This is a genomic window from Bradyrhizobium sp. DOA9 (assembly GCF_000617845.2).
In the GTDB taxonomy this organism is placed as follows: domain Bacteria; phylum Pseudomonadota; class Alphaproteobacteria; order Rhizobiales; family Xanthobacteraceae; genus Bradyrhizobium.
The window spans coordinates 1,433,651-1,458,882 of record NZ_DF820425.1; the positions used below are offsets into that span (position 1 = coordinate 1,433,651).

At 64.6% G+C, this 25,232-nt stretch carries 24 protein-coding genes; 9 read left to right on the forward strand and 15 right to left on the reverse strand.

Translation table 11 applies throughout. The annotated features are described in order from the left end of the window. Window positions 1-29: 29 nt before the first annotated feature. Window positions 30-2,183 (reverse strand): hybrid sensor histidine kinase/response regulator, encoded by a 2,154-nt coding sequence (locus tag BDOA9_RS06675; protein ID WP_025033164.1) that lies wholly within the window; start codon window positions 2,181-2,183, stop codon window positions 30-32. Window positions 2,184-2,559: 376 nt separating this feature from the next. After that, on the reverse strand, window positions 2,560-4,173 hold the full coding sequence (locus tag BDOA9_RS06680; RefSeq protein ID WP_025033165.1) for a GMC family oxidoreductase: 1,614 nt from the start codon (window positions 4,171-4,173) through the stop codon (window positions 2,560-2,562). 436 nt (window positions 4,174-4,609) lie between these two features. Here BDOA9_RS06680 and BDOA9_RS06685 point away from each other — a divergent pair, with 436 nt between their 5' ends. Further along, the gene (locus BDOA9_RS06685) at window positions 4,610-5,743 is read left to right on the forward strand and encodes a GAF domain-containing protein (protein WP_025033166.1); all 1,134 of its coding nucleotides are present in this window, start codon (window positions 4,610-4,612) and stop codon (window positions 5,741-5,743) included. 30 nt (window positions 5,744-5,773) lie between these two features. Here the strand turns inward: BDOA9_RS06685 and BDOA9_RS06690 are convergent, their stop codons facing one another. From BDOA9_RS06690 to sdhC, 4 genes are all read right to left on the reverse strand, one after another. Further along, a complete protein-coding gene (locus BDOA9_RS06690; protein WP_025033167.1) occupies window positions 5,774-6,556 on the reverse strand; it encodes a succinate dehydrogenase iron-sulfur subunit in 783 nt (260 codons plus the stop codon). A gap of 101 nt (window positions 6,557-6,657) precedes the next feature. Then, a complete protein-coding gene (sdhA, locus tag BDOA9_RS06695) occupies window positions 6,658-8,493 on the reverse strand; it encodes a succinate dehydrogenase flavoprotein subunit (RefSeq protein ID WP_025033168.1) in 1,836 nt (611 codons plus the stop codon). Between the two features lie 3 nt (window positions 8,494-8,496). Beyond that, window positions 8,497-8,913, reverse strand: a complete 417-nt coding sequence (gene sdhD, locus BDOA9_RS06700) for a succinate dehydrogenase, hydrophobic membrane anchor protein (RefSeq protein ID WP_025033169.1) — start codon at window positions 8,911-8,913, stop codon at window positions 8,497-8,499. After that, window positions 8,910-9,308, reverse strand: coding sequence for a succinate dehydrogenase, cytochrome b556 subunit (gene sdhC / locus BDOA9_RS06705; RefSeq protein ID WP_025033170.1), 399 nt, complete (start codon window positions 9,306-9,308; stop codon window positions 8,910-8,912). The genes sdhD and sdhC overlap by 4 nt, the downstream gene beginning before the upstream one ends. Before the next feature lie 520 nt (window positions 9,309-9,828). Between sdhC and BDOA9_RS06710 the strand changes: the two genes are divergently transcribed. Beyond that, entirely contained in the window at window positions 9,829-10,689 is an 861-nt protein-coding gene (locus BDOA9_RS06710) for a sulfite exporter TauE/SafE family protein (RefSeq protein WP_025033171.1), read from the forward strand. Window positions 10,690-10,851: 162 nt separating this feature from the next. Here the strand turns inward: BDOA9_RS06710 and BDOA9_RS06715 are convergent, their stop codons facing one another. Together BDOA9_RS06715 and BDOA9_RS06720 are read right to left on the reverse strand one after the other, a co-directional pair. Next, entirely contained in the window at window positions 10,852-11,277 is a 426-nt protein-coding gene (locus tag BDOA9_RS06715) for a DUF3658 domain-containing protein (protein ID WP_025033172.1), read from the reverse strand. 97 nt (window positions 11,278-11,374) lie between these two features. Continuing rightward, window positions 11,375-12,904: a malonate--CoA ligase gene (locus tag BDOA9_RS06720; RefSeq protein WP_025033173.1), complete on the reverse strand. Its 1,530-nt coding sequence runs from the start codon at window positions 12,902-12,904 to the stop codon at window positions 11,375-11,377. A gap of 87 nt (window positions 12,905-12,991) precedes the next feature. On the opposite strand from BDOA9_RS06720, the gene BDOA9_RS06725 reads away from it, so the two are divergent. From BDOA9_RS06725 to BDOA9_RS06740, 4 genes are all read left to right on the forward strand, one after another. Continuing rightward, complete coding sequence (locus BDOA9_RS06725) at window positions 12,992-13,753, forward strand: SDR family oxidoreductase (RefSeq protein WP_025033174.1); 762 nt, start codon at window positions 12,992-12,994, stop codon at window positions 13,751-13,753. A 325-nt stretch (window positions 13,754-14,078) separates the two neighbouring features. After that, entirely contained in the window at window positions 14,079-14,633 is a 555-nt protein-coding gene (locus BDOA9_RS06730) for a fasciclin domain-containing protein (RefSeq protein ID WP_025033175.1), read from the forward strand. A gap of 182 nt (window positions 14,634-14,815) precedes the next feature. Beyond that, entirely contained in the window at window positions 14,816-15,445 is a 630-nt protein-coding gene (locus tag BDOA9_RS06735) for a cytochrome b/b6 domain-containing protein (RefSeq protein ID WP_025033176.1), read from the forward strand. A 14-nt stretch (window positions 15,446-15,459) separates the two neighbouring features. Further along, entirely contained in the window at window positions 15,460-16,242 is a 783-nt protein-coding gene (locus BDOA9_RS06740; protein WP_025033177.1) for a molybdopterin-binding protein, read from the forward strand. Between the two features lie 64 nt (window positions 16,243-16,306). On the opposite strand, the gene BDOA9_RS06745 is transcribed toward BDOA9_RS06740, so the two are convergent. Then, a complete protein-coding gene (locus tag BDOA9_RS06745; RefSeq protein WP_025033178.1) occupies window positions 16,307-17,515 on the reverse strand; it encodes a YbfB/YjiJ family MFS transporter in 1,209 nt (402 codons plus the stop codon). A 230-nt stretch (window positions 17,516-17,745) separates the two neighbouring features. On the opposite strand from BDOA9_RS06745, the gene leuB reads away from it, so the two are divergent. Next, window positions 17,746-18,858 carry a 3-isopropylmalate dehydrogenase gene (gene leuB, locus BDOA9_RS06750; RefSeq protein WP_025033179.1) on the forward strand — a complete coding sequence of 371 codons (1,113 nt, stop codon included), beginning with the start codon at window positions 17,746-17,748 and terminating at the stop codon, window positions 18,856-18,858. A gap of 128 nt (window positions 18,859-18,986) precedes the next feature. Beyond that, the gene (locus BDOA9_RS06755; protein ID WP_025033180.1) at window positions 18,987-19,625 is read left to right on the forward strand and encodes a DapH/DapD/GlmU-related protein; all 639 of its coding nucleotides are present in this window, start codon (window positions 18,987-18,989) and stop codon (window positions 19,623-19,625) included. Between the two features lie 185 nt (window positions 19,626-19,810). On the opposite strand, the gene BDOA9_RS06760 is transcribed toward BDOA9_RS06755, so the two are convergent. Next, entirely contained in the window at window positions 19,811-20,194 is a 384-nt protein-coding gene (locus BDOA9_RS06760) for a hypothetical protein (protein WP_025033181.1), read from the reverse strand. Window positions 20,195-20,349: 155 nt separating this feature from the next. Next, entirely contained in the window at window positions 20,350-21,135 is a 786-nt protein-coding gene (locus BDOA9_RS06765) for a hypothetical protein (protein ID WP_025033182.1), read from the reverse strand. 117 nt (window positions 21,136-21,252) lie between these two features. Here BDOA9_RS06765 and BDOA9_RS06770 point away from each other — a divergent pair, with 117 nt between their 5' ends. Beyond that, entirely contained in the window at window positions 21,253-22,287 is a 1,035-nt protein-coding gene (locus tag BDOA9_RS06770) for an aspartate-semialdehyde dehydrogenase (protein WP_025033183.1), read from the forward strand. Between the two features lie 5 nt (window positions 22,288-22,292). On the opposite strand, the gene BDOA9_RS06775 is transcribed toward BDOA9_RS06770, so the two are convergent. The 4 genes from BDOA9_RS06775 to trpS all read right to left on the reverse strand — a co-directional run bounded on the left by BDOA9_RS06775 (window position 22,293) and on the right by trpS (window position 25,181). Then, on the reverse strand, window positions 22,293-22,862 hold the full coding sequence (locus BDOA9_RS06775; protein WP_025033184.1) for a NifU family protein: 570 nt from the start codon (window positions 22,860-22,862) through the stop codon (window positions 22,293-22,295). 296 nt (window positions 22,863-23,158) lie between these two features. Continuing rightward, on the reverse strand, window positions 23,159-23,653 hold the full coding sequence (locus BDOA9_RS06780; RefSeq protein ID WP_025033185.1) for a universal stress protein: 495 nt from the start codon (window positions 23,651-23,653) through the stop codon (window positions 23,159-23,161). A gap of 67 nt (window positions 23,654-23,720) precedes the next feature. Further along, on the reverse strand, window positions 23,721-24,116 hold the full coding sequence (locus BDOA9_RS06785) for a hypothetical protein (protein ID WP_025033186.1): 396 nt from the start codon (window positions 24,114-24,116) through the stop codon (window positions 23,721-23,723). A gap of 12 nt (window positions 24,117-24,128) precedes the next feature. Continuing rightward, on the reverse strand, window positions 24,129-25,181 hold the full coding sequence (trpS, locus tag BDOA9_RS06790; protein ID WP_025033187.1) for a tryptophan--tRNA ligase: 1,053 nt from the start codon (window positions 25,179-25,181) through the stop codon (window positions 24,129-24,131). Window positions 25,182-25,232 lie beyond the last annotated feature (51 nt).

Sequence of the window (25,232 nt, forward strand, 5' to 3'; positions counted from 1 at the left end):
CTCGCCCGGTTCCCCCGTTGCCGCGGCCGCTATTCGGCGGCGCCATCCCTGACGCGCCTGATCCGCGCCGCCCGATGCAGAACGCGCGACAATTCCTCGATCGAATAGGGCTTTTGCACGAGGTCGCAGCCTCCAGTCCCCTCCTGCGACAGGGCCTGGCTGTATCCGGTGGTCAGCACGACCGGCACGCCAATGCCGCGGTCGCGGATCACCTGCGCCAGATCGAGCCCACTCATCCCGGGCATCACCACGTCCGAGAACACGACATCGAAGCGGTCCGCGTCCACGGCGAGCTCGGCGAGCGCGTCGGTTGCATTGTCGACCAGAGTGATGCTGTAGCCGAGCTCGGTCAGGCCATCCGCGGCAAAATTGGCCAGCTCGATGTTGTCCTCGACCACCAGCACCGACATGCCGCTGCCGGCCACGGCCGGCGCCATGTTGGGGGCCTGGCGCTGCGGCAGCAGGTCCGGCGGCACGCGCGGCAGATAGAGCGAGAAGGTGCTGCCGTGCCCCACCTCGCTCGTCACGGTCACTTCGCCGCCGGACTGTCGGGCGAAGCCGAACACCTGGGACAGGCCGAGACCGGTGCCATGGCCGACCTGCTTGGTGGTGAAGAACGGCTCGAAGATGCGCCCGAGGCGCGCGGCGGGAATGCCGACACCGGTGTCGCTGACGGTGACGCGGACGAAGCCGTGGCCTGTCATGCCCGGGCCAGTCGAAAGCGGCGCCAGCGTGTCCGGAACGGTGGTCGTGGCCTCGACCTTGAAGACGATGCGTCCTTGGCCCTGCATGGCATCGCGCGCATTGGTCGCCATGTTGATCAGCGCCGTCTCGAACTGGCTGGCATCGGCATTGACGAGGCACGGCTCCGCCGGCAGCTGCATGACGATCTCGATCGCGGGACCCAGCAGCGTGGCGAGCATGTCGTGCAGCCTCTGCACCCGTGCACCGGCGTCGAACACCTCCGGCTTGAGGGTCTGGCGCCGCGCAAAGGCAAGCAGCTGCGAGGTCAGCTTGGCCGCACGCGCCACCGAATCCGCAATGGCCGTGATGTAGCGCTGTCGCCGCTCCTCCGGCAGCTGCGGACGGTTCAACAGATCGACCGAAGCACGGATCACCGTCAGGAGATTGTTGAAGTCGTGCGCGACGCCGCCGGTGAGCTGGCCGAGCGCTTCCAGGCGCTGGCTGTGCTTGAGTGCCTCCTCGGCCTCGCGCCGTTTTGCAGCTTCGGCCTGAAGGTGCTGGGTGCGCCGCAGGGCGAGCGCCAGCAGCAGGAACAGCAGCGCGGTGGCGGGAATGCCGAACACCAGATGCTGACCCATGGTGGCGAGCCAGCGTGCGCGGATCGCCGAGGTCTCCAGCCCCGCGCTGACATAGATCGGATATTCGGCGACGCGCCGGTAGGCGATGCGCCGCTCGATCCCGTCCGAGGGCCAGGCCACCGTGATGAGGCCGTGTACGGGCTGGGTCGCGATCTTCTGGCCCACCGGTCCGGTCGGATCGAGTCGAAGCTCTTGGTCGAGCCGGGGGAAATGCGCGAGCATTGCGCCGTCGGCGCGTCCCATCGCGAAGAAGCTGCCGGCATCGGTGCCGATCCTGGCGTAGAAGCTTTCGAAATATTCCGGCAGCACGGAGGCCTGGATCACGCCGATGAAGCGGCCGTCGTCGGACTCGCGGCGGCGGCTGACGCCGAAGAAGCGAGCGCCCTGATAGGGCGGTCTCGGCGTCAGGGCCGTGCCGATGAACGAGCCGATGCTCTGGTCGACATGGGCATAGAAGTAATCGCGGTCGGCAAAGCCCAGGTCCGGCGGCGGCGAGACGAGACTATTGACCAGCGCCTTTCCGTTCGCGTCGAAGATCCAGGCCGATTTGAGCTGCGGCAGCGAATCGGTCAGCCGCTTCAGCCGGCGATGCAGCGTCGGCTCCCGGTCGCGGATGATGCCGTCGGGCAGGCCGCGCACGACCTCGTTGAGCTCGGCGAGACTGCGGTCGATGGTCTCGAACACCTTGAGCGCGTGCTCATGTGCGACGTCGACCGTGCGCTCGATCTCGCGGTCGGCGGTATCCTTGGTCGAGGAGTAGGAGATCGCGGCGGCGACGGCGAACAGCGCAATCGGCAGCGCCAGGGATGCCGCCATCATCCACTGCAACAGCCTCAGCGAGTTGCGTTGCACCCTCTGCACAGTCGCTCCGTCCCTGACCGAAACTTAGCTGAATTTCGTGCCGGGAAGGAAGTAGCTTGTGATGATAACCAGTGGTTGTAATGTCATGTAGTCAGGTGTATCCGTGGTATGAAGAATTTTGCTCGAATTCACGCAGATCTTGGAATGTCCTACTCGGTTCGACCGCGGGTCCGGCGGGCATTCGCCGGTAGCAAAGGGACGTGCGGGAACCGACTTCGAAATTGTGCAGACGCTCTTCTCGCATCGTAATGAGGCTGCAGCTTCACGCCTGCCGACTGCAGCCCCTCGCCTCTTCGATCGAGGGGCTGCAGATTGGCGTGGGGATGTGGAGGGGGAGCCACCACACCAATATCCATCGCAAGATCCGGACAGGCGATCAGATCTCGTGCTCCTCCCGCAGTGAGCGGGCGGCCTTCTCCCCGATGAGGACGCACGGCGCCATCGTGTTGCCCGTGGTGATCCGCGGCATCACCGAGCCGTCGGCGATGCGAAGCCGGTCGACCCCGTAGACCCTGAGCTTGCTGTCGACCACGGACATCGCGTCGCGTCCCATCTTCGCCGAGCATGTCTGGTGCCAATAGGTCACCGCGGACTCGCGCACGAAGCGTTCCATCTCGGCGGCGCCGAGAGGACCGGGCATTGACTCGCGCGCCACCAATGGCTCGAACGCTCTGGTATTGCCGAGAGAGCGGCAGAGGTGGACGCAGGTGATCGCCGTGTTCAGATCGTCAGGATGCGACAGCATGTTGGCTTCGATGCGCGGTGCTGCAAGCGGGTCGGCGTTTCGGAGCCTGACCCGGCCCCGGCTCTTCGGCAAGGCGAGACCTGCGAACATCGTCCAGCCATGGGCAGGCGCTCGCCCCGCCGTCTCGGGGCTCGGCACTGGAAATTCGACCTGGCAGAGCAGCAGGTCGGGAGATTCGAGTGCGGAATGGGACTTCCAGTACAACGTCGCCGCATTGCCGGTGTTGCGCGCTGCGATCGGCTCGCGGTACTCCCAAATGCATCCGAACGAGACATGATCCTGCAGGTTCCGGCCGACCCCGGGAAGGTGCTGGACCACCGGTATATCAAACGCTTGGAGCTCGTTCTCGTCGCCGATGCCGGAGCGCATCAACACGGCCGGCGTCTGGATCGCCCCGAGCGCGAGCACAACTTCCCGGGCCGCGCCGATCCGCAGGGGCCGGCCGTCACGCTCCGCCACGACGCCGACGGCCCTGCCGTGCTCGAGCAGGATGCGAGAGACCTGCGTTCCGGTCAGCAGCGTGAGATTGGGCCGATCGAGAAATGGATAGGTATAGGCACGGAAAATGGAGTTGCGCCTGCCGTTGCGGACGAGGATGTCAGTGATGGCGCACCCGCCTTCGCCTTCCATCATCTCGCCATTGGGGCTTTCAAAGGTCGGAATTCCGATCTCCTTCGCCGCGGCCAGCATCGCCAATGCGGCCGGCCCGGGATCCGGTGACGGCTGCACGAAAACCGGACCGCCGGTACCGCGATGACGTGGATCGGGCGTGCCCTGCCAGTTCTCGATCTCCCGGAAAATCTGCGAGACCGAATCGTAACCCCAGGTCTCATCGCCGCTTTGTTCGGCAAAGAAGTCCCAGTCGCTGCGGTGACCGCGCGCCCACAGCATCACGTTGATGCTCGATCCGCCGCCGACAACCTTGCCCATCGACATCGGAAGGGCGCGACCGTTCAGATGCGGATTCGGCTCGGCGACAAAGCCCCAATCGGTCGCGCTGCCGAGATTGCCGGGCCATGCTGCCGGGTCCATGACGGTCGGCACCTCGTCGCTGCCCCCCGCTTCGATCAGCAGGACCGTGACGGACGGATTTTCGGCGAGGCGGCGGGCGACCACCGAGCCCGAGCTGCCCGCGCCGCAGACGATGAAGTCGTAGCTGCCGCGCAGAGTTGCGCCGAGCTGGCGCTGGTTGGCAGAAGCGCGATCGGCAAACTCCGGCAGATCGGAAGGCAGGACGTCGTTCATGAGATGACTCCAGGCAGTTGTGCGCGGCCGGAATACGAGCTCCGGGCGGACGCGGGTGAGGAAAGGGGGAGAGAGTTGTCGGCTGTCACGCTGGACGGGAAAGGGCGAGTCACGGATCGCGTCTTTCCCGCAGCTGACGTGCTGTAGGCTTGATCGCGACGCGGCTTCGCTTGGGCGAGGACGGCTGCCCGGCTTCGCGGGGAGGGTCGGGGCTTAGGCTGTCAGGACATGGCTTGCTCCTTCTGAAGGGATGGGGATGAGCGCTGCGCATCTGCCAAACGGCGCGTAGCCAGCCTATCAGATTTATCAAATCTAGCATTACAATCAAATTTATCAAAATAGGGGGAATGTCCCCTTGTCAACGGGGCTGGGCGCACGACATTGTGAGGTCGGGAACAGGCGCGGCCGGAATCGGCCGGCGGCAAAGATGGACGCAATGGACAAGGACATCCTGACGACCGCGGAGGCTGCCAAGATTCTGGGGGTCTCGATCCGCACCGCGCAGCTTCTGATCGAAGGCGGGACGATCCCCTCCTGGAAAACTCCGGGCGGTCATCGACGCGTCTACCGCCGCGACGTGCTCGCGCAGATCACCGGCCCGGCTCAGGCGCTGACTGCTTCTGCGCGGGTAATTTTGATTGCGCGTGCTGAACGCATTGCCGACTACGTAGCGGCGCTCGCGAAGGTCAAATACTGTGTCGTCCAGCGCTACACCGACGTCTATGCGGCGTTGCTTGCGATCGGCTCCCGGCTCCCGGCGGCCATCGTCATCGAAGACGAACCATCGGATTCCGGCAGGCCGGCCCTGCTGGAGAGCTTGCGCTCTGATCCGGCGCTCGGAGGCACGCAGATTCTGGTTGTCGGCCGCTCGGCGTCCGACAACGGGATGATACGGTTCATCGATGGATTATCGGCGCTGCCCGAGGCGGTCGAGGCCGCGATCCGGGGCGCCGTCGAGCCTCCCGTCCCGTTCGAGACGCCGCCATCTTTCCCATTTCCGGCCAACGAGGGCCAGCGCCTTGTGGCGCTCGAACGCTCCGGCCTCGTCGACACGCCGCCCGAGGATGCCTTCGATCGTCTGACCTGGCTGGCGGCACGCAGCCTCGACGCTCCGGTCGCGCTGCTGACGCTGCTCACCCCGACCCGGCAATGGTTCAAATCGCGCTACGGGCTCGACCTGGTCGATACGCCGCGCGGCTGGGCGTTCTGCAATTACACCATTCTGCAGCAGGATATCATGGTGGCCGAGAACCTTGCGGCCGATCCGCGATTCGCTGAAAATCCGGCTGTGTTGGGAGAGCTCGGGTTTCGGTTCTACGCCGGCTGTCCGGTGGTGGATCCCGATGGCTTCACGCTCGGCTCACTTTGCGTGATCGACACCCGGCCTCGCACGCTCGACGACACCCAGAAGCAGATCCTCGCCAGTCTCGCCGCACTCGCTTCGGACGAGATCAAGCTGCGCGTGACCGACCGCCAATTGCGCCGGGCCGAGCCCGGGACTTCGAAGGCAAGCGCGCCGACCCGGTTTGCCGAAAAGCGCGCCTCCGAGCATCGGCAGGGCACGGCGTGACACATCGCAGGTGTCACGCAACACGGCGCGTCAGATCTGGCGTTCGACCATCTTGAGTTTGAGCTCGGCGATGGCTTCGGCCGGGTTGAGGCCCTTCGGGCAGGCCTTGGCGCAGTTCATGATGGTGTGGCAGCGGTAGAGCCGGAACGGGTCCTCGAGATTGTCGAGCCGCTCGCCGGTCGCCTCGTCCCTGGAATCCGAGACCCAGCGGTTGGCCTGGAGCAGTGCGGCGGGGCCGAGATAACGCTCGCTGTTCCACCAATAGCTCGGGCAGGAGGTCGAGCAGCAGGCGCAGAGGATGCACTCGTAGAGGCCGTCGAGCTTCTCGCGGTCCTCGTGGCTCTGGCGCCATTCCTTCTGCGGCGTCGGCGAGGTCGTCTTCAGCCAGGGCTCGACGGAGGCGTACTGCGCGTAGAAATTGGTGAGGTCGGGGACGAGGTCCTTGACCACCGGCTGGTGCGGCAGCGGGTTGATCTTCACCGCGCCGTCCTTCACGTCGTGCATCGACTTGGTGCAGGCCAGCGTGTTCTGGCCGTCGATGTTCATCGCGCAGGAGCCGCAGACCCCTTCGCGGCAGGAGCGGCGGAAGGTCAGCGAGGGATCGATGTGGTTCTTGATCCAGATCAGGCCGTCCAGCACCATCGGACCGCAATCATGGGTGTCGACGTAATAGGTGTCGACGCTCGGATTCTTGCCGTCGTCCGGATTCCAGCGATAGACCTTGAACTCGCGAACTTCTGTCGCGCCCGCGGGCTTCGGCCAGGTCTTGCCGCCGGTGATCTTCGAGTTCTTCGGAAGTGCGAATTCAACCATAAGTCCTGCCTCTGGTTTCTTCCGTCATGCGCGGGCTCGACCCGCGCATCCATCTTAAAAGGATGGATTGCCGGGTCGAGCCCGGCAATGACGAGCAATGATCAATACACACGCGCCTTCGGCGGGATGTACTGCACGTCGTTGGTCATGGTGTAGTTGTGAACCGGGCGATACTCGATCCTGACCTTGCCGGCATCGTCCAGCCAGGCCAGCGTGTGCTTCATCCAGTTCTTGTCGTCGCGCTCGGAGAAGTCCTCGCGGGCATGCGCGCCGCGGCTCTCGGTGCGGTTGGCGGCCGAGTTCATCGTCACCACCGCCTGCGAGATCAGATTGTCGAACTCCAGCGTCTCGACGAGGTCCGAATTCCACACCAGCGAGCGGTCGGAGACGGCGATGTCGGTGATGCCGCTGTGCACCTTCGCGATCAGGTTCTGGCCTTCGCTGAGCACTTCGCCGGTACGGAATACCGCGCAATTGGTTTGCATCACATTCTGCATGCCTTCGCGCAGCTTCGCGGTCGGCGTGCCGCCGGAGGCGTAGCGGTAGTGGTCGAGGCGGCCGAGCGCCATCTCGGCCGAGTTCGCCGGCAATTCCGGCTGCTTTCCGTTCGGCGTCAGCTTCTCGGCGAGGCGGAGCGCGGCGGCGCGGCCGAACACGACGAGGTCGATCAGCGAGTTGGAGCCGAGGCGGTTGGCGCCGTGCACGGAGACGCAGGCGGCTTCGCCGATCGCCATCAGGCCGGGGATCACCGCGTTGTCGTCGCCATCCTTCTTGGTCAGCACCTCGCCGTGATAATTCGTGGGGATGCCGCCCATGTTGTAATGCACCGTCGGCACGATCGGGATCGGCTCGCGCGTCACGTCGACATTGGCGAAGATCTTCGCCGATTCCGAGATGCCCGGCAGGCGCTCGGCCAGCACGGCGGGATCGAGATGGTCCAGATGCAGGAAGATATGGTCCTTCTTCTTGCCGACGCCGCGTCCCTCGCGGATCTCGATGGTCATCGCGCGCGAGACGACGTCGCGCGAGGCGAGATCCTTCGCGGAGGGCGCATAGCGCTCCATGAAGCGCTCGCCCTCGGAGTTGACGAGATAGCCGCCTTCGCCGCGCGCACCTTCGGTGACGAGACAGCCCGAGCCGTAGATGCCGGTCGGGTGGAACTGCACGAACTCCATGTCCTGCATCGGCAGGCCGGCGCGCAGCACCATGCCGCCGCCGTCACCGGTGCAGGTGTGCGCCGAGGTGCAGGAGGCGTAGGCGCGGCCGTAGCCGCCGGTGGCGAGAATCACGGTCTGGGCGCGGAAGCGATGCAGCGTGCCGTCGTCGAGCTTGAGCGCGATGACGCCGCGGCAGGTGCCCTGGTCGTCCATGATCAGGTCGATGGCGAAGAACTCGATGAAGAACTCGGCGGCGTGGCGCAGCGACTGGCCGTACATCGTGTGCAGCATGGCGTGGCCGGTGCGGTCGGCGGCGGCGCAGGTGCGCTGTGCCTGGCTCTTGCCGAACTCGGTGGTCATGCCGCCGAACGGACGCTGGTAGATCTTGCCGTCCTCGGTGCGCGAGAACGGCACGCCCCAATGCTCGAGCTCGTAGACCGCGTCGGGCGCGTTGCGCACCATGTACTCGATCGCGTCCTGGTCGCCGAGCCAGTCCGACCCCTTCACGGTGTCGTACATGTGCCAGCGCCAGTCGTCCTTGTGCATGTTGCCGAGTGACGCGGAGATGCCGCCCTGCGCCGCGACCGTGTGCGAGCGGGTCGGAAACACTTTTGTGATGCAGGCGGTGCGGAGGCCGGCCTCGCTGCAGCCGACGACAGCGCGCAGGCCCGCGCCGCCGGCGCCGACCACGACGACGTCGTAGGTGTGGTCTTCGATCGGATAGGCTTTTCCGTTGGTGGCGGGAGCGCCGTTGCCCTTGCCATTGGTCTCAGCGGCCATGGGTTACACTCCGGAAGAAAGCTTCAGGATCGCATAGGTCGAGGCGAGCGCCACGGCGACCGAGAAGAAATTGTTGAGCATGATCGCGGTGAGCTTCAGCTTCTCGTTATGGACGTAGTCCTCGATCACCACCTGCATGCCGATCTTCATGTGCCAGACGCTGGCGAAGATGAAGAGGAGCAGGATCACCGCAACGGGAATGGAGCTCAGGGTCTGCGCCGCGTAGACCTGGTTGCGGCCGAGCAGCATCATGATGATCACCAGCGCGGGAATCATCAGAAGCGTCATGGCGACGCCGGTGATGCGCTGGCGCCAGAAATCGGACGTACCGGCATGCGCGGCGCCGAGATTGCGGACACGACCGAGCGGGGTGCGCATCGAGGGACGCTTCGGAGAGCCGTGGGATTCGTCGAAGCTCATCGGCCGCCTCCGTTCGCATAGGCGATGATCCAGATCAGCACCGTCAGCGCGATGCCGCCGATCAGAGCGCCCCAGGTCAGCGCCTCACGCTCATTGGCCTTGAAGCCGTAGCCGAGATCCCAGACGAAATGCCTGATGCCGCTGAGCATATGGTGCATCAGGGCCCAGGTGTAGCCGAACACGATGAGCCGGCCGATGATGCTGCTGGAGAAGGCCTGGACATGGGCATAGGCGGCCGGGCCGGAGGCCGCGGCAACCAGCCACCAGACCAGCAGCAGGGTTCCGACGTAGAGGGCGATACCGGTGGCGCGATGGACGATGGACAGAGCCATTGTCAGCGTCCAGCGATAGGTTTGGATGTGCGGCGAAAGCGGTCGTTCGATCCGTGCGGTCATGGGCGGCTTTTGATGTTTGTTGCGGCCCAGCATGGGGCGCGCGGGGATCGCGAAAGGTGGGCTCTATTTACGGAGTCGATTTGGCCCGCGCAATCACCAAATCGCCATGGACCGAACTGTGGTTCAGCTCTATGGCCTTGATGAACCAAGACCAATCAGGGTCTTGGTATACCAGCGCAGCGGTCCGCCCAGGAGCACAGGAACGTAAATTCATTTCTTGGGCGAGGAGGTTATGGCGCATTGAAATCACTATTGGAACGCCTCTAAGCCACCATGGGCCCGTCGTCGCAACTGCCGTTGAATGACGCCGCGTGCGAACCGGCGTGGCTGTTGCCCCCTTGCGGTTCTCGGGCACGTGCACCGGTTCTCGCGCTGCGGGCCGATATGCGCAGCCTGCATTCCACCCCAGCCGGGCCCCGCGACGTGTCGACCGCCGAAACCGGATCGCCTACAGCTGCCGATGCGGTCGGCTCCGAACGTGCGTATCGGGCGGGCAGACCGGGCGCCGCGCAGGTCTGGGGTGATTGCAGGTATTGATATCAGGGACATCGCCGAGCTCGCGCTGCTGCTGATCGCAACCGGCGCGCTCTCGGGATTCCTCGCCGGCGTGTTCGGCATCGGCGGCGGCGCGATTCTCGTGCCGGTGTTCTACGAATGCTTCCGCATCGCCGGCGTGCCGCTGGAGGTGCGGATGCCGCTCTGCGTCGGCACCTCGCTTGCCGTGATCATCCCGACCTCGATCCGCTCGTTCCAGGCACATTACAAGCGCGGGGCGGTCGACATGGCGATCCTGCGGGTCTGGTGGCTGCCGATCCTGATCGGCGTCGTCTCGGGGAGCGTGGTCGCGCGCTTCGCGCCGGAGCGGCTGTTCAAGATCGTGTTCGTCGCCGTCGCCTGGTCGGCCGCGGTCCGGCTGATCTTCGCGCGCGAGAGCTGGAAGCTCGGCGATGATCTGCCGAAGGGGCCGCTAATGCGCGTCTACGGCTTCTGCGTCGGCATCCTCTCGACCCTGATGGGCATCGGCGGCGGCCTGTTCTCGAATCTGCTGATGACCTTCTACAGCCGTCCCATCCATCAGGCGGTCGCGACCTCGTCCGCGCTCGCGGTGCTGATCTCCATCCCCGGCGCACTCGGCTACATCTATGCCGGCTGGCCCGCAGCGGCGAACTATCCGGCCGTCGCCGCGCTGCAAATCCCGTTCACCCTCGGCTACGTCTCGCTGATCGGCGCCGTGCTGGTGATGCCGATGAGCCTCGTCACTGCGCCGCTGGGCGTGAAGGCCGCGCACGCGATGTCGAAGCGCACGCTGGAGATGGCGTTCGGGTGCTATCTGTTGATCGTCGGCAGCCGGTTTGTGCTGAGCTTGGTGGGCGGACAGTAGCCGCCACATCCTCCGTCATTGCGAGCGCAGCGAAGCAATCCAGAGTCTTTCCGCGGCGGCAGTCTAGATTACTTCGTCGCAAGCGCTTCTCGCAATGACGGGCTGAGAGCGTGCGATATACTGAGCGAATGGCGTGAACGTCGACCGGATTGAGGCGGCGAACTAGTCCTTCAATCGTACTTCGCTGTGCCGCCACATCCGGAGGTCGCCGATGCCTTCTATGCGATCGGCGTCTGAAAGCGCCTTCAACCGCGCTGCGATCATTTCGCTGGTTATTGGCCGTCCAGCTTCTTTGAATTGCGTCTCCGCAAGAACCACTATCGCGGCCGTCTTCCTCCAGCGCTCCGTCAGAAGCGAGAGGATGACTTCATCCAGCTGCTGTTCGGTCACTGACGATGGGAGCTGCACGTCAGCCCACGCGAGCTCACTAAAGACTGTCGGCTCCTCGCGATCGGCCTTTGGGGGCTCCAGATCCGGATATTGATCGTAGATCGGCTGAAGCAACTCATCCTCTAAAGCAGCGACGACCTCGTCGAGCCAGTCTCCCAGCTCGATCCTCTCAGCCTTGGCAAGCCCGGCAATAGCCATTCGGGCCTGGTTAGCTCCTTGTACGCAGCCAGGAGATGTTCGTTGATCCGGACCGCCTGCTCGAGTTTCATGTCCCCCGCCCCCGGAGCGTTTGCTCCTACTTCTTCGCGTAGATATCCTTGTACGTATCCCGCAGCACGTTCTTCTGCACCTTGCCCATCGTATTGCGCGGCAGCTCGTCGACCACGAACACCCGCTTGGGCATCTTGAATTTCGCGAGGCGTCCGTCCAGGCCCTTCAGCACGGCCGCTTCATCGATGCTCGCGCCGGGCTGGCGTACCAGCACCGCCGTGACGCCCTCGCCGAAATCGGCATGCGGCACGCCGATCACGGCGGATTCGACCACGCCGGGCATGGCGTCGATCTCGCTCTCGATCTCCTTCGGGTAGACGTTGAAGCCGCCGGAGATCACGAGATCCTTGCCGCGGCCGAGAATGTGGACGTATCCCTTCGCGTCGATCTTGCCGAGATCGCCGGTGATGAAGAAGCCATCGGGCCGAAATTCGGCCTCGGTCTTCTCCGGCATGCGCCAATAGCCCTTGAAGACGTTGGGACCCTTCACCTCGATCATGCCGATTTCGTCGCGCGGCAGCTCCTTCCCTGTTTCAGGATCGGTGACGCGCACGGAAACGCCGGGGAGCGGAAAGCCGACCGCGCCAGGCACGCGCTCGCCGTCATAGGGGTTCGAGGTGTTCATGTTGGTTTCGGTCATGCCGTAGCGCTCGAGCACGGCATGACCCGTGCGCGCCGACCATTCGCGGTGGGTCTCGGCCAGGAGCGGTGCCGAGCCCGAGATGAACAGCCGCATGTGCTTCGTCGTTTCATGCGACAGCGCGGGGTTCTGCAGCAGGCGGGTGTAGAAGGTCGGCACGCCCATCAGCACCGTCGCGCGCGCCATCAGCTTGACGATCAGGTCCGGATCGAGCTTCGGCAGGAAGATCATCGATGCGCGCGCGAACAGCGTCACGTTGGTCGCCACGAACAGGCCGTGGGTGTGGTAGATCGGCAGCGCGTGGATCAGGACGTCCTTGTCGGTGAAGCGCCAATAATCGACGAGCGAGAGCGAGTTGGACGCCAGATTGTCGTGGCTGAGCATCGCGCCCTTGGAGCGGCCGGTGGTGCCCGAGGTGTAGAGGATCGCGGCGAGATCGTCGCTTTCACGCCGCACGGTCGTGAATTCGCGGCTCGCGCTGTCGGCGGCTTCCGTCAGCGAGCCCTTGCCGTCAGCCCCGAGCGTCTCGACCTTCGCCTTCACCTTCGCGGCGATCGGCGCAAGCCCTTCCGCCTTGGAGGGATCGCAGACCACGAGCGACGGCTCGGCATCGCCGATGAAGTAGTCGAGCTCGTTGAGCGTATAGGCCGTGTTCAGCGGCAGATAGACCGCGCCGGCGCGCACCGTGCCGAGATAGAGCACGATGTTGGCGACCGACTTCTCCACCTGCACCGCGACGCGGTCGCCGGGCTTCACGCCGCGCCCGACCAGCACGTTGGCCATCTGGCCCGCGCGCGCGATCAGATCGCCATAGCTGATATGGACGCCGTCATGCGTCTCGATCGCGAGCCGCTTCGGATCGTCGAGGCCGTCGAACAGGCGGGAAAACAGGTTGGCGTTGGCAGCTTGGTTCATGCAACATTCCTCGCCGGCTTGAGGCCGGTCAAAACCGAGGGCTGGATTAGCAAAAACCGCCCCGATGAAGCAACGGAGACAGTTTGCATGTCAAAAAGCGGGAAACGCGTGGCCTGGGTCACGGGCGGTGGCAGCGGGATCGGGGAGGCCGGCGCCGAGGCGCTGGCTGCCGACGGCTGGATGGTGGTGGTGTCCGGCCGGCGGCAGTCGGCCCTCGACGCCGTGGTGGCGAACATCATCAAAGCCGGTGGGGCAGCCGAGGCCATGGCACTCGACGTCTCCGACGCGGCCGCGGCCCAGACGGCAGCGGACCAGATCGTCGCAAAGCACGGCCGCATCGACCTGCTTGTCAACAATGCCGGCATCAATGTTCCCAAGCGCAGCTGGCAGGACATGGAGCTGGAGGGCTGGGATCGGCTGGTCCAGGTCAATCTCAACGGCGTGCTCTATTGCATGCGCGCCGTGCTGCCGACGATGCGCAAGCAGCAGGACGGCGCGATCATCAATGTCTCATCCTGGGCCGGCCGTCACGTCTCGAAGATGCCGGGCCCGGCCTACACCACGACCAAGCACGCGGTGCTGGCGCTGACCCATTCCTTCAATATGGACGAATGCGTCAACGGCCTGCGCGCCTGCTGCCTGATGCCGGGCGAGGTGGCGACGCCGATCCTGAAGCTGCGGCCGGTGGTGCCGAGCGAAGCCGAGCAGGCGAAGATGCTGCAGCCCGAAGATCTCGGCCGCACCATTGCCTTCATCGCGAACATGCCGGCCAGGGTCTGCATCAACGAAGTGCTGATCAGCCCGACGCATAATCGCGGATTAATCCAGACGCCGAACAGCAGGGATTGAGGCCTCAACAGGCACACTGCAGTAGGGTGGGCAAAGGCGCAGAGCGCCGTGCCCACCATCTCTCTCGATTGCGGTTGGTGGGCACGCTGCGCTTTGCCCACCCTACGGCACCGTACGCCTGCGTGCGTGTTCGCGCCGCACGGACATCCCCTCACATAGTTTCACCCATCACAAAGAATTTTTCCCCGAAACCGCACCTCAAACCCTCCCGTAGTTCGGTCCAACGACGGCACTGCTGCATCACCCCTCAACTGTCGCAGGCGCCGTTGTTGCCCCAACTCAACGCCGGCCATCGCCGGTCTTAATTCAATCGGGAGACTCTCTCATGTCGAAGCGCATTGCCTATCTCGCTGCCGCCGCCTTCAGCGTCCTCGCCATCACCGCGACCGTCGTCGCGCCCGTCAGCGCCGAGGAAAAGACCGTCATGGTCGGCGGCGCCGCGATGTTCCCCTCGAAGAACATCGTGCAGAACGCGGTCAACTCCAAGGACCACACCACGCTGGTGGCGGCGGTGAAGGCCGCGGGCCTGGTGCCGACGCTTGAAGGCAAGGGCCCGTTCACGGTGTTCGCGCCGACCAACGCCGCCTTCGGCAAGCTGCCGGCCGGCACCGTCGACAACCTCGTCAAGCCCGAGAACAAGGCGACGCTGACCAAGATCCTCACCTATCACGTCGTGCCGGGCAAGCTCGCGGCGTCCGACCTCACCGACGGCAAGAAGCTGAAGACCGCCGAAGGCGAGGAGCTGACGGTCAAGAAGATGGACGGCAAGGTCTGGATCGTCGACGCCAAGGGCGGCACCTCGATGGTGACGATCTCCAACGTCAACCAGTCCAACGGCGTGATCCACGTGGTCGACACCGTGCTGATGCCGGCGACGTAACTCCGCGCGATCCTGTTTCATCCCCGAACAGGATGCCGTCAGACCGCGAGCCGGGGATACCCGGCTCGCTTTTTTGTGACCACAATAGCCTCACGACATCGATTCGATGGCGGACGGCATGTAACGAAAGCCGAAACACCGGCGTATAATTGCTGTCACACGACCTCAGAATGGAACCCGCCATGGCGAGCCTCACTGTCACCGACGAGCAGGTCACGGCTACCAAGTCCAAAGTGATCCAGCCGGCCTGGGTGCGGGTCATGCATTGGATCAACGCCCTGGCCATGATCCTGATGATCCTCTCGGGCTGGCAGATCTACAACGCCTCGCCGCTGTTCGACTTCCGCTTTCCGCGCGAATACACGCTGGGCGGCTGGCTGGGCGGCGGCCTGCTCTGGCATTTTGCGGCGATGTGGCTCTTGATGATCAACGGCCTCGCTTATCTCGTCACCGGCATCGCCACCGGCCGCTTCCGCAAGAAGCTGCTGCCGATCACGGCATCCGGCGTGCTCCATGACGTCAGGGCTGCGCTGACCTTCAAGCTCGGCCATGACGATCTCACCGTCTACAATTACGTGCAGCGGCTGCTCTATGCCGGCATCATCGTGGTCGGCGTGCTGATCGTGCTGTCGGGCCTTGCGATGTGGAAGCCCGTGCAGCTCTATTATCTCGTGATGCTGTTCGGCGATTATCCGGCCGCGCGCTATGTCCACTTCTTCTGCATGGCCGCGATCTGCGCGTTTCTGGTCGTTCACGTCCTGCTTGCGCTGCTGGTGCCAAAGAGCCTGCGCGCGATGATCATCGGCCGCTGATTGGGAGAATTATCATGGCCAAGCGTCCTTTCCTGATCCCCGGCGTCGACAAGCGGCTCCTGATCAAGGACTCCATCAAGACCATGCCCGACGTCACCCGCCGCCGCTTCATCGCGGGCGGCGCCAGCCTGGGGGCGCTGACGCTGCTCACGGGTTGCGACGTGATCGATTCGTCTTCGGCCGAGACCATGCTGGCGAAGGTCTCGAAATTCAACGACGCGGTGCAGGCCTTCATCTTCAATCCCGACGCGCTGGCGGCGACCTTCCCCGAAAGCGCGATCACCAAGCCGTTCCCGTTCAACGCCTATTACGATCTCGACGACGCGCCCGACATCTCGGCCGCGGACTGGAAGCTCGAGGTACGCGGCCTCGTCGACAACAAGAAGTCCTGGACGCTGGAGGAGCTCCACAAGCTGCCGCAGGTGACGCAAGTGACGCGCCACATCTGCGTCGAGGGCTGGAGCGCGATCGGCAGCTGGACCGGCACGCCCTTGCGCGATTTCCTGAAGCTGATCGGCGCCGACACTCGCGCGAAATATGTCTGGTTCCAGTGCGCCGACAAGGACGGCTACAACTCGCCGCTGGACATGCGCAGCGCACTGCACCCGCAGACGCAGATGACGTTCAAATACGCTGGCGAGATCCTGCCGCGCGCCTACGGCTTCCCGATGAAGATCCGCGTGCCGACCAAGCTCGGCTTCAAGAATCCGAAATACGTGGTCTCGATGGAAGTCACCAACGACTACAAGGGCGGCTATTGGGAAGACCAGGGGTATAATTCGTTCAGCGGGAGCTGAGAGGGCGAATAGCGAATGGGGAGTAGCAAGTAGGAAGCAATGAAGCCTGTCCGGTCTCCATTCGCTATTCGCTATTCACCATTCGCCTTTCTGGCCCCACCTTCCTCTGGCACAGCGCCGCCACCGCCCCCAGCGCCAGCAGCGCCGCCGACACATTCAGCGCGTAGCTCAAGCTCCCCAGCGCGTCCGTGATCGCGCCGACCGCGATCGGCCCGAGCGTTTGCCCGATGCCGAACGAGATCGTCATCGCCGCGATCGCGGTCGGCCACACCTCTGGCGGATAGTTGAAGCGGACGAAGGCGGTGGTGGAGCCGACCACGGCGAAAAACGCGACGCCGAACACGATCGCCGAGACTGCGAGCCAGGCCGGCGAATGCCCGAGCATCGGCAGGGCTGCGCCAGCTGCGTTGGTGCCGAGGATGATGGCGGTGGCAAGTCCGCCGCGATCGAGCGCCAGCACGCCGCGCCAGGCCCAGGGCGTCACGAACGCGGACAGGCCAATCAGGCCCCAGAACGCCGCCTGCGCCGCGGCCCCGCCGCCGCCGTCGCGCACATAGGCGATCATGAAGGTCATGTAGGCGATGTAGCCGGCGCCGAACAGGAAATAGCCGGCGAGATAGATCAGCACCGGCAGGATCGCGAACGAGGTGTGACTGCCTTCCGAGAAGCGCGCGCCGCTCTCGATGCGGATCAGGAACAGCGGGATCGTCATCGCGATCGACAGCAGCGTCAGCGCCCACCACACGATCCACCACGAGCCGGAGCCGAAATATTGCAGCGTGAACGGAGCGATCAGCCCGGAGGACAGAATGCCGATGCCGGGCCCGGCATAGAACAGGCTCAGCAGGAAATTGGCCCGTTCGGGCCGCGACTGGGCGATGGTGGCGGCGAGCGCGCCGCCGGCGACGAAGCCGGCCGCCGCGCCCAGGCCCAGCACCAGGCGCGCCAGGCTCAGTGCGACGAAATTGCCGGTCAGCGCGCAGGTGGCGAGCGCGACGACGCAGGCAATTGTTCCGCCGCGGATTGCGGCCGCCCAGCCGACGCGCCGGATCAGGCGGGACGCCACCAATGCGCCCACGAGATAGCCGACGGCGTTGATCGTGTTCATGAAACCGGCTGCCGAGTAGGACCAGCCGAGGTCCTCCCGCATGTCCGGCAGCACCAGCGCATAGGCAAAGCGGCCGATGCCGAGCCCGACCGTCGCTGCCAGCGACAGGGTCAGGATCAGCCGCGCGGGATGTGCGTCGGGCAGGGGGCGATCAGGGGCGTGCAAGGGGATACTCCGGCCCTCCCAGTGTGGCAGGCCCCGCCCGCCTTGCACAGCCGCACCCCGGCAATGGTGTCTTGCCAAGCGCGCAACGCCGCTCTAGCACTCCGGCCGAAATTCTTCCCGCTCGTCATGCCGAGGGACCCACTTGGCTTGACCCGGGCATCCATCCTTTCAACAAAGCTGGATTGCCAGGGCAAGCCCGGCAATGACGAGATAAAACTGAGGACACGACCATGGCGACCCACAAATTGCTGCTGCTCCCCGGCGACGGTATCGGCCCCGAGGTGATGGGCGAGGTGAAGCGGCTGATCGACTGGCTCAATGCGGCCGGGATCGCCAAGTTCGAGATCGACACCGGCCTCGTCGGCGGCTCCGCCTACGACGCCCACAAGGTGTCGATCTCCGAGGGCGACATGGCCAAGGCCAAGGACGCCGACGCCGTGATCTTCGGCGCGGTCGGCGGTCCGAAATGGGATGCCGTGCCTTACGAGGTGCGCCCCGAAGCCGGCCTGCTGCGCCTGCGCAAGGATCTCGCGCTGTTCGCCAATTTGCGTCCCGCCGTGTGCTATCCGGCGCTGGCGGATGCTTCGAGCCTGAAGCGCGAGGCGGTCGAGGGCCTCGACATCGTCATCGTGCGCGAGCTCACCGGCGGCGTCTATTTCGGCGAGCCCAAGACCATCACCGATCTCGGCAACGGCCAGAAGCGCGCCATCGATACCCAGGTTTACGACACCTATGAGATCGAGCGCATCGGCCGCGTCGCCTTCGAGCTTGCCCGGAAGCGCAAGAACAAGGTGACCTCGATGGAGAAGCGCAACGTCATGAAGTCCGGCGTGCTCTGGAACGAGGTCATGACGGCCGTCCACAAGCGCGAATATCCGGATGTCACGCTCGAGCATCAGCTCGCCGATTCCGGCGGCATGATGCTGGTGAAGTGGCCGAAGCAGTTCGACGTCATCGTGACCGACAATTTGTTCGGCGACATGCTCTCCGACATCGCGGCGATGCTCACCGGCTCGCTCGGCATGCTGCCCTCGGCCTCGCTCGGCGAGGTCGACGTCAAGACCAAGAAGCGCAAGGCGCTGTACGAGCCGGTGCACGGCTCGGCCCCTGACATCGCCGGCAAGGGCCTCGCCAATCCCATTGCGATGATCTCGTCCTTCGGCATGGCGCTGCGCTATTCCTTCGACATGGGCGATCTCGCCGACAAGGTCGACCAGGCCATCGCCGCCGTGCTCGCCAGCGGCCTGCGCACCGCCGACATCAAGTCGGAAGGCACCACGTCGGCCTCGACTACGCAGATGGGCGAAGCGATCCTGAAGGAATTGCAGAAGCTGCACGCGTAAGGCGGGCGCAGCTCTCGTAGGGTGGGCAAAGCGAAGCGTGCCCACGCGTCTTTTGCGATCGAGAGAGAGGGTGGGCACGGCGCTTCGCGCCTTTGCCCACCCTACACACCTGTTGTCGGAGCCACCTCATGGATGCCTCACCCCGCCCCAAGATCGCGGAAACCATCATCCATGAAACCGTGCGCCTGCGCGAGGCGCAGATCGGGCGACGTTGCGAGGTGCTCGCGGGCACGCGCATCGAATATGCCTCGCTCGGCGACTACTCCTATCTCGGCGAGAATTGCGACGTTGCCGACGCCGCGATCGGCAAGTTCACGGCGATCGCCAATTCGGTGCGGATCGGCGCGCCGAACCATCCGATGGGCCGTCCGTCCCAGCACCGTTTCACCTATGTCCCCGAATATTACGAGGCGGGCGCGACGCGCGACCGCGACTTCTTCGCAGGCAGGCGCGGCGACCGCGTGATCGTCGGCAACGATGTCTGGATCGGCCACGCCGCCATCCTGCTGCCCGGCGTGAGCGTCGGCGACGGCGCGGTGATCGCCGCAGGCGCAGTCGTCAGCCGCGATGTTGCGCCCTATACCATCGTCGGTGGCGTTCCGGCCCGTCCGATCCGCAAACGCTTCGATGATTCTGTCGCGGCAAGCCTGCGCCGCATTGCCTGGTGGGACTGGCCGGACGAGCTGATCTTCGAGCGCATCGGTGATTTCCGCTCCGAGGCGATCGAGGAGTTTTGCCGACGCTATGACCCGGCGGCGAACACTTAGCCTCAGCCGTCATTGCGAGGAGCGAAGCGACGAAGCAATCCAGAATCGTTCCGCAGAGAGATTCCGGATTGCTTCGCTGCGCTCGCAATGACGATGGAGAGGGCAGGTGTGCCACTACGGCATCTCGCGAACACAAAAATGGCCGGGCGTGAGCCCGGCCATTTGATTTCTGAGATACGCCCGCTTCAGTACAGCGGGAAGTTCTGCGGATAGCCGCCGACATCCTGCGGCGGGGAGAGCGGCTGGCGATCGATCGGGCGATTGAGATTCTCGCGGGCGAAGGACGGATAGCCCACGGCCGGCGGGAAGGCGTAGTCGGAGAACTTGCGGTCGCCTGGATTGACCTCGGTGCCGCCGTCGAGCCAGGAGCGCTTGCTCACATAGAGGCGGGTGCGGCCCTGCTGGTAGACCGCGTTAGGGCCGCTCGGGCCGTAATAGGGCCGGCCGCGATCGTCATAGCGCTTGGTCTTGGTATCGGCCGCAGCCGGCGCGGCGAACGCGATGGCAACCACGGCGCCCGCCGCAAGCAGCGTCGCCAATTTGTTCGCGGCAGAAAATTTCAAGCTCATCACGTCCCCTTCGGCGGCAGGCCGCCAGTCGATTTCATCCCATACTAGCCCGGCCGGGGCGGACGCAACTAGGTCAATTGGGTCACACCAGCTCGGAATAATCGTGCGCGCCGGCAAAAGTTGCATGCAAACCAGCCACTTGAGCTTGATGCCGATCAAAGCGCTCCGCGCAATTGCGCGTTCGCGGCGCCGAGCAGCCAGTCCGGCGAGCCCTCAAGGCCACAGCCACGGCGCCTGAGCTCGGCACGGGCGAACAATTCCGCGAGCCTCGGCTCGTTGCCCGAGGCCAGCAGCGTCAGCCGGTTCAGCGTGCAGGCGATCGCCGTGCGGCGGGCGGGCAGGGTGTCGCCCTGGCAGGAGAAGCCGGAGATCTGCAAGGCGGGCTCCTCATAGCGCTTCAGATAGCCGAGGCAGGCCCGCGTCGCCTCTGCGCCGACCGGCCGGAACAGGGCCACGGGGCCGAATTTGGTGTCGATCAGGCCGGCCTGCTCGAGCGGGGTGGCCGCACCCAAACCCATCTGAGCGGCCAAGCCCGCGGCTGCCGGCCGTGTCACGTCGAATTCGGCGCCTTGGCGGTAGATTTCGAGCTCGGCCACCGGCTTGTCCGCCGTGTCGGTCCAGCGCAGCACGTCCCTGCGACCGCCTTCGGCGTGCCGGAATATGGTGTAAGAGGCTGTTTTATCGGATGAATCGTTCCGGCTGACGGCGAACGCAGGGTGCGAGCGGTCGGCCGTGCTCCAGCTCGGCCGGTCCGCAGGACGATCTCCGCGCAGGTCGGGCAGCTGTCCCAGGCCTGCGAGGGCGAGGATGGCAAACAGGGCGAGCGCCCCCACATAGGCGACCAGATGCGCGAGCGTGCCGACGATCTCGTCGGCGACGGCCAGGAGCGTCAGCTGGATCTGGGTAGGGCTAACGGCCGTGCTGGCCTCAGGCGACTGCATCCACAGCCTTCAGGCATGGTCTTAACGTTGTCTTGAGGCCCGTTCTCGCATAGAAGCGCTGCTCTTCCTGTTTAAGCGTCAGCTTCGGGAACGGGCTTTTTCATCGGAGAGTGAACGATGGGTTACAAAGTCGCAGTCGTCGGCGCGACCGGCAATGTCGGTCGGGAAATGCTCAACATCCTCGATGAGCGCAAATTCCCCGCGGACGAGGTCGTGGCCCTGGCGTCGCGCCGCAGCGTCGGCGTCGAGGTGTCCTATGGCGACCGCACCCTGAAGGTCAAAGCGCTCGAGCATTACGACTTCTCCGACGTCGACATCTGCCTGATGTCGGCGGGCGGGTCAGTGTCGAAGGAATGGTCGCCGAAGATCGGCGCCGCCGGCGCGGTCGTGATCGACAATTCCTCGGCCTGGCGCATGGATCCGGACGTGCCGCTGATCGTGCCCGAGGTGAATGCGGCCGCGACCGAAGGCTTCAAGAGGAAGAACATCATCGCCAACCCGAACTGCTCGACCGCGCAGCTCGTGGTCGCGCTCAAGCCGCTGCACGACAAGGCGACGATCAAGCGCGTCGTGGTTTCGACCTATCAATCGGTCTCGGGCGCCGGCAAGGACGCGATGGACGAATTGTTCTCGCAGACCAAGGCCGTCTACACCAATGACGAGCTGGTCGCGAAGAAATTCCCCAAGCGCATCGCCTTCAACGTCATCCCCCACATCGACGTCTTCATGGAAGACGGCTACACCAAGGAAGAGTGGAAGATGATGGCGGAGACCAAGAAGATCCTGGATCCCAAGATCAAGCTCTCCGCCACCTGCGTGCGCGTGCCCGTGTTCGTCGGCCATTCCGAAGCCGTCAACATCGAGTTCGAGAATCCGATCACCGCCGATGAAGCGCGCAACATCCTGCGCGTGGCGCCCGGCTGTCTCGTCATCGACAAGCAGGAGCCCGGCGGCTACGCCACGCCGTATGAAGCGGCCGGCGAGGACGCCACTTACATCAGCCGCATCCGCGAGGACGCGACGGTGGAGAACGGCCTCGTGCTCTGGTGCGTGTCCGACAATCTACGCAAGGGCGCCGCCCTCAACGCGATCCAGATCGCCGAAGTCTTGATCAACCGCAAGCTGATCAGCGCCAAGAAGAAGGCGGCGTAAGGCGCTTACATCGGCCGGACTTCGACCACGTCAGGCACGAAGTGCTTGAGCAGGTTCTGGATGCCGTGCTGCAGCGTCGCCGTCGATGACGGGCAGCCCGAGCAGGCGCCCTTCATGTTGAGATAGACGATGCCATCCTTGAAGCCGCGGAAGGTGATGTCGCCGCCGTCATTGGCGACGGCGGGCCGCACGCGGGTCTCGATCAGATCCTTGATCATGTCGACGGTCTCGGCATCGGCCTCGTCGAAGAACTCGTCCTCGTCGTCGAGATCGGCATCGCTGTGCGCTTCGCCGCCGGCGAGCAGCGGCGCGCCGGACATGTAGTGCTCCATGATCGCGCCGAGGATCGCCGGCTTGAGCTGCTGCCATTCGCCGCTCGCCTTGGTCACGGTGATGAAGTCCGATCCATAGAACACGCCGGTGACGCCGGGCACGTCGAACAGCTTTTCGGCGAGCGGCGAACGCGCCGCCGATTCGCGGCTCGAAAACTCCATCGGGCTGCCGTCGACCACGACGCGACCGGGAATGAACTTCAGCGTGGCGGGATTGGGGGTGGCTTCGGTTTGAATGAACATGGCTTTCTCCAGACGTCGCCGGTTCAAGGCCGGCGCGTGCTCTATCCCCTAGCAGATGGCGACGACGAACGCACGGTCAAGGGGAGGCGGGATATTAGCTATTAAATATCAGTGGGTTGGCCTAACCCTCCCCTGGAGGGGGAGGGTCGATCGCGCGCAGCGCGAGCGGGGTGGGGTGATCTCTCCACTCGGGCAGTGTCGGATGTGGAAAGACCGTCACCCCACCCCGTCTCATGCCTCGCTTCGCTCGGCATGAGCCGACCCTCCCCCTCCAGAGGAGGGTAAGAGTTCCGACGCTAGGACAGCGAATCCACGCTTTCGTCGCTCAGGGCGCCCGAGATGACCGTCACCGGCACCGGGAACGTGCCGAGCGCATGCGCGAGCAGCGAAACCAAGGGCCCGGGCCCTTCCGCGCCGGGATTGGCGGCGAGCACCAGCATGGCGATTTCAGGGTCCTCGTCGATCACGGCCAGCAGCTGCTCCAGCGCATCGCCTTCGCGGATGACCCGCTCCGGCGTGATGGCGGCAATGCCGTTGGCGCGCCCAGCCGCGCGGTCGAGCGCGGCTTCGGCGGCTTCCTGCGCCTCGGCACGCATGATGTCGGCGACTCCCAGCCATTCCTGCGGCTGCTCCTCGGGCTCGATGATGCGCAGCATCACCACGCCGCCGCCGGCGCGGATCGCCCAGCGGCTGGCGTAATAGACGGCGCGATCCCATTCGGCGCTGTCGTCGACGATGACGAGGCATTTGGGCTTGTGACCCGGCTCGTAGCAAAGTCGCTTGCTGGTCATGCATGTCCCGGATTGTGCACGGGGAGCATGCTGCCACGCGGAAGCCGCTTTCGACAAGCCGCGTCGCCTAGGTCGAACGATCCCAGGGAATCGGCACCGGCGCCTTCGCAGCAGCAACACTTTCTGCGCTGCCGGGCCTGACCGAAATGATGTGGCGATACTCGAATGGCAGCTCGGTTCCGAGCCAAAACTGATCGTTTTCGGCAATGGAATTCGGTTCATTGTCCAACATGCCGACATAGCCATCCGGCGTGCGCTCCCGGATGATGACCCACATCCGTTCGACAGCCGGATACTCGTCGCCTTCAACGGTGATCTCGAAGATCAGCTTGGCGTAGTCGCCCACCCGGAGCATCTTGCGGAGGGCAAGGTCCGGAATGTGGAAGGTCGCGGGAGCTTCGCGATGACGCTGCTCGCCGTCGTCGAGGCGCCAGCCGTCTTGATGAAGGTCCGGCGCTCTCATTGACGTGTTGCCTTAGCGCCGGCGGATGAAGCCGACGATGTCCTTGGAGAGCTTCATGGTCTCGTCGGCGATCGCGCGCGCCCGGTCGGATCCCTCGTTGAGGATCGCGTCGATATGGCCGGGGTCGGCGACGAGCCGCTTCATCTCGCCGGCGATCGGCGCGAGTTTCGTGACGCACAGCTCCGCCAGCGCGTTCTTGAAGCTGGAGAACTGGCCGCCGCCGAATTCACGGAGCACGTCGGCCTTGGAGCGGCCGGACAGCGCGGCGAAGATGCCGACGAGATTGTCGGCCTCGGGCCGTGCTTCCAGGCCCTTCTCTTCCGTCGGCAGCGGCTCCGGATCCGTCTTCGCCTTGCGGATCTTCTGCGCGATGGTGTCGGCATCGTCGGTGAGATTGATGCGCGAATTGTCCGACGCATCCGACTTCGACATCTTCTTGGTGCCGTCGCGCAAGCTCATCACCCGCGTCGCCGGACCCGTGATCAGGGGTTCCGGCAGCGGGAAGAACAGCCCGTCATTGGTGCCCTGCGCGCGGATCGAGTCGCCGAAATCGTTGTTGAACTTCTGCGCGATGTCGCGCGAAAGCTCGAGATGCTGCTTCTGGTCCTCGCCCACGGGAACGTGGGTGGCGCGATAGAGCAGGATGTCGGCGGCCATCAGCACCGGATAGTCGAACAGGCCCACGGAGGCGTTCTCGCGGTCCTTGCCGGCCTTCTCCTTGAACTGGGTCATGCGGCCGAGCCAGCCCATGCGCGCGACGCAGTTGAAGATCCAGGCGAGCTCGGCATGTCCCGAGACCTGGCTCTGGTTGAACACGATGTGCTTCTTCGGATCGATGCCGGCCGCGATGAACGCCGCGGTCACCTCGCGGGTGTTGCGCGCGAGTTCGACCGGCCCGCCCCAGACGTCCACCCCTTGCGTGATCGCGTGCATATCGACGACGCAATAGATGCAATTGTGGGTTTCCTGCATCTTCACGAAGTTGACGATGGCGCCGAGGTAATTGCCGAGGTGCAAATTGCCCGTCGGCTGGACGCCCGAAAAGACCCGTTCAACGAATGGCATGGTCAGCCTTCCATAGAGGTATTTGCCATAGGTATTCGGCCGTCGTTTCCA

Bases quoted from the DNA above. Each gene is read 5' to 3' on its own strand.
- BDOA9_RS06680 (WP_025033165.1), bottom strand. From the start codon at position 4,173: ATGAACGACGTCCTGCCTTCCGATCTGCCGGAGTTTGCCGATCGCGCT.
- BDOA9_RS06685 (WP_025033166.1), top strand. From the start codon at position 4,610: ATGGACAAGGACATCCTGACGACCGCGGAGGCTGCCAAGATTCTGGGG.
- BDOA9_RS06690 (WP_025033167.1), bottom strand. From the start codon at position 6,556: ATGGTTGAATTCGCACTTCCGAAGAACTCGAAGATCACCGGCGGCAAG.
- sdhA (WP_025033168.1), bottom strand. From the start codon at position 8,493: ATGGCCGCTGAGACCAATGGCAAGGGCAACGGCGCTCCCGCCACCAAC.
- sdhD (WP_025033169.1), bottom strand. From the start codon at position 8,913: ATGAGCTTCGACGAATCCCACGGCTCTCCGAAGCGTCCCTCGATGCGC.
- sdhC (WP_025033170.1), bottom strand. From the start codon at position 9,308: ATGACCGCACGGATCGAACGACCGCTTTCGCCGCACATCCAAACCTAT.
- BDOA9_RS06715 (WP_025033172.1), bottom strand. From the start codon at position 11,277: ATGGCTATTGCCGGGCTTGCCAAGGCTGAGAGGATCGAGCTGGGAGAC.
- BDOA9_RS06720 (WP_025033173.1), bottom strand. From the start codon at position 12,904: ATGAACCAAGCTGCCAACGCCAACCTGTTTTCCCGCCTGTTCGACGGC.
- BDOA9_RS06725 (WP_025033174.1), top strand. From the start codon at position 12,992: ATGTCAAAAAGCGGGAAACGCGTGGCCTGGGTCACGGGCGGTGGCAGC.
- BDOA9_RS06730 (WP_025033175.1), top strand. From the start codon at position 14,079: ATGTCGAAGCGCATTGCCTATCTCGCTGCCGCCGCCTTCAGCGTCCTC.
- BDOA9_RS06735 (WP_025033176.1), top strand. From the start codon at position 14,816: ATGGCGAGCCTCACTGTCACCGACGAGCAGGTCACGGCTACCAAGTCC.
- BDOA9_RS06740 (WP_025033177.1), top strand. From the start codon at position 15,460: ATGGCCAAGCGTCCTTTCCTGATCCCCGGCGTCGACAAGCGGCTCCTG.
- leuB (WP_025033179.1), top strand. From the start codon at position 17,746: ATGGCGACCCACAAATTGCTGCTGCTCCCCGGCGACGGTATCGGCCCC.
- BDOA9_RS06755 (WP_025033180.1), top strand. From the start codon at position 18,987: ATGGATGCCTCACCCCGCCCCAAGATCGCGGAAACCATCATCCATGAA.
- BDOA9_RS06760 (WP_025033181.1), bottom strand. From the start codon at position 20,194: ATGAGCTTGAAATTTTCTGCCGCGAACAAATTGGCGACGCTGCTTGCG.
- BDOA9_RS06765 (WP_025033182.1), bottom strand. From the start codon at position 21,135: ATGCAGTCGCCTGAGGCCAGCACGGCCGTTAGCCCTACCCAGATCCAG.
- BDOA9_RS06770 (WP_025033183.1), top strand. From the start codon at position 21,253: ATGGGTTACAAAGTCGCAGTCGTCGGCGCGACCGGCAATGTCGGTCGG.
- BDOA9_RS06775 (WP_025033184.1), bottom strand. From the start codon at position 22,862: ATGTTCATTCAAACCGAAGCCACCCCCAATCCCGCCACGCTGAAGTTC.
- BDOA9_RS06780 (WP_025033185.1), bottom strand. From the start codon at position 23,653: ATGACCAGCAAGCGACTTTGCTACGAGCCGGGTCACAAGCCCAAATGC.
- BDOA9_RS06785 (WP_025033186.1), bottom strand. From the start codon at position 24,116: ATGAGAGCGCCGGACCTTCATCAAGACGGCTGGCGCCTCGACGACGGC.
- trpS (WP_025033187.1), bottom strand. From the start codon at position 25,181: ATGCCATTCGTTGAACGGGTCTTTTCGGGCGTCCAGCCGACGGGCAAT.